Source organism: Gordonia sp. (in: high G+C Gram-positive bacteria), assembly GCF_049299075.1.
Taxonomy (GTDB): Bacteria; Actinomycetota; Actinomycetes; order Mycobacteriales; family Mycobacteriaceae; genus Gordonia.
The window spans coordinates 1-2,755 of record NZ_JBAQWU010000276.1; the positions used below are offsets into that span (position 1 = coordinate 1).

Below are 2,755 nucleotides of genomic sequence, written 5' to 3' on the forward strand. Positions count from 1 at the left end.
GCGCACCAGCCCGCGTCGCGGCAACAACTCCGCGATCGGCTCGGGCACCGCGAGCACTGCGGCGCCGTCGCCGGAGATCCCCGACGAGCCCATCGCGGCCAGCTTGCGCCGCAGCGCCGCCACCGTCGCACCGGTATCCCCGTTGAGATCGGACATGCGCTTCCCCTCGCCTGACACGATCGGTCGTCAACGACCGTCTACTACGACCGTCCGCTTCCATCGGCCGGGAATACACCAATGTTCGAACTTACGTTCGATACTACTTCCGGGGTCCGACATCCGTCAACGTCGCCCCGCTCCCGCGCCCTCCCGCTGCTCGCCCGTCCTCCGCCGGTTCAGCCGCCCTCCAGGAAGGGCCGGGGAACCGGCGAACGGCGTGGGAACCGGCGGACGGTGACGGGCGACGATGCGGCGAGACTTATGCCGGAATGTTGATCTTCTGCGGTGTCGGGCGGTCTGGATTGGCATCCCACGAGTTACCCCAGCAGTAGGTCGACTGCTCGTCGCCCTTCTGGCCGCGGGCACACGAAATGCTGGTGCCGGTGGCGACGGCGAACACACCGGGCACGCCGTTGATCTTGATCGGAGCCTCCGCGCGATCGGTCGATCCGTTGCCGACCTGACCGAACCGGTTATTGCCCCAGCAGTAGACGTCGTGCTCGGCGGTGACTGCGCAGACGGTGCCCACGTCGAAAGCCACCTGCTCGACGTTGTTCACGCCGGCGATCTCTCCCGGCACCTTGCGGTCGCCCCAGGAGGAGCCCCAGCAGAAGACCTTCTTCTCCGAGACGGCGCAGATGCTCTGCAGCACGCGGTACTCGTCGTCGTGGCTGTAGCCCAGCGACACTGACGTGACGTCTTTCAGTGCGGTCACCTCCACCGGCGAGTTCTGCTGCGTGGTGGATCCGATGCCGAGCTGACCGGAGGAGTTACTACCCCAGCAGTACAGCTTGGCCTGCGCGACGGCACAGAAGGTGGCGCCGTCACCGGTCAGCGCCGTGACCCCGGACAGCCCCGGTACTTTGACCGGCGTCCGGGAGTCCTGCGGGCTGTCGCCCCCACTGCCGAGTTGCCCGTACCGACCGTAGCCCCAGCAGAACACCTCTTGCTCGCCCTGGGTCACCGCGCAGGTGGTGCCGAATGCGTGGACGATCGTCTCGACCTTCGCCAACCCGTTTACCCGCACCGGCACGTCGCTCGACTGCGTCGATCCATTGCCCAGTTCGCCGGACGAGTTGGCGCCCCAACACCATGCGTCGCCGTCGGCCACCGCGCACGTACTCCCCGGGTAGGTTCCGGTGTCGCTGCGGTAGCCGCCGATCGAGACGGCGGTGACGTTCGTCAGCCCGGGCACCTTGACCGGGCTCTGTCGCCGCGCGGTGCTGCCGTCGCCGACCTGCCCGAACTCATTGACGCCCCAGCAGAACAGTTCCTTCTGCTGCGAGATGGTGCACAGTGTTCCGCCACGCACCGCAAGCTGCTGCCCCGCCGAAATTAGCGGACCCGCTGGCTCGTCGTTCCCGCCCTTCGGCCACCACAGCGGCGACGTCCCGGCGATGGCGATCACCGCCACCGCCGCGGCGATCAGACCGGCCCACAGGCCCTTGCGGCTCTTTTCCGACGACGACCCCGGCTGCCAGCCCGGCTGCTGCGGCATGCCCGTAAACTGTTGCGCCGCACCGTAATTCGCTGGTCCAGATGCGTACGGAGAAACTGGTGCCTGCTGCGGCCCGGAGAAGTGCTGCGGCCCGGAGAAGTGTTGCGGTCCGGAGAACTGTTGGGGACTGGAGAACTGCTGACTGGCGCCGGAGGTCTGCGGCGGCTGCACCGGAATCGGTGCCACCGTCGTCGCGACCCCGGACGAGGTCTGCGTGAGCGCAGCCTTCAGCGCATCGGCAAAGGCATAGCAACTCGGGTAGCGGTCGGCCGGGTTCTTGGCCATACCGCGCGCGAGCACCGGGCCCAGCGGCGCCAATTCGGGCCGAATCTGCGCCAGCGCCGGCGGCTGCTGCTGGAGGTGCGCCATCATCATGGCTGTCGCCGAGTCCGCGTTGAACGGGGCATGCCCACTGAAGAGCTGGTAGGCCGTACAGGCGAGCGAGTATTGGTCGGAGGCGCCGGTGGCGGGGGCGCCGTTGATGATCTCCGGTGCGGTGTAGGCCGCGGTGCCGACCACCGTGTTCACCGCGGTCAGTTGCGGCGAGTCCGCGAGCTTCACGATCCCGAAATCCAGAATCACCGCCCGGTCAAAGACTCCGCCGTCGGTCCGGGTCCCAATGATGTTGGCGGGCTTGATGTCTCGGTGCACCACGTGCCGAGAGTGGGCGTAGTCGAGCGCACTGGCGACCTGCGAGATCGCTTCCACCGCGTCGGCCGGGTTGAGCCGCGTCTTCGACAGGTCCGCGCCGCGCAGGTGCTTCATGGTGAACCACGGGGTGTCGTTGTCGACGCCGTACGCGTAGATGGTGACAATGCTCGGGTGATCCAGCGCGGCGGCCGACCGCGCCTCGTTGGTGAAACGAGTCAGAAAGTCGGTGTTCGAGGTGCCGGTGGAGATCACCTTCATCGCTTCGCGCCGCTGCAGCTGCGGGTTCTCCACCAGGTAGACGTCGCCCATACCGCCCGAGCCCAGCACTTCGACGATTCGATACCCCGCGATCATCGATCCGGGTGCGACGGCCATGACGTTCTCCCTACTCGTTGGCAAGTCAAGCGGTGACTTCGACCGTAACCCATTCGGGGGGCCCGGTATGTT

General features: G+C 67.2%; 1 protein-coding gene. It reads right to left on the reverse strand.

What is annotated here, in order from left to right; genetic code table 11:
- Positions 1-418: 418 nt before the first annotated feature.
- A complete protein-coding gene (locus WAW85_RS08520) occupies positions 419-2,683 on the reverse strand; it encodes a protein kinase domain-containing protein (RefSeq protein ID WP_422559187.1) in 2,265 nt (754 codons plus the stop codon).
- Positions 2,684-2,755: the final 72 nt, after the last annotated feature.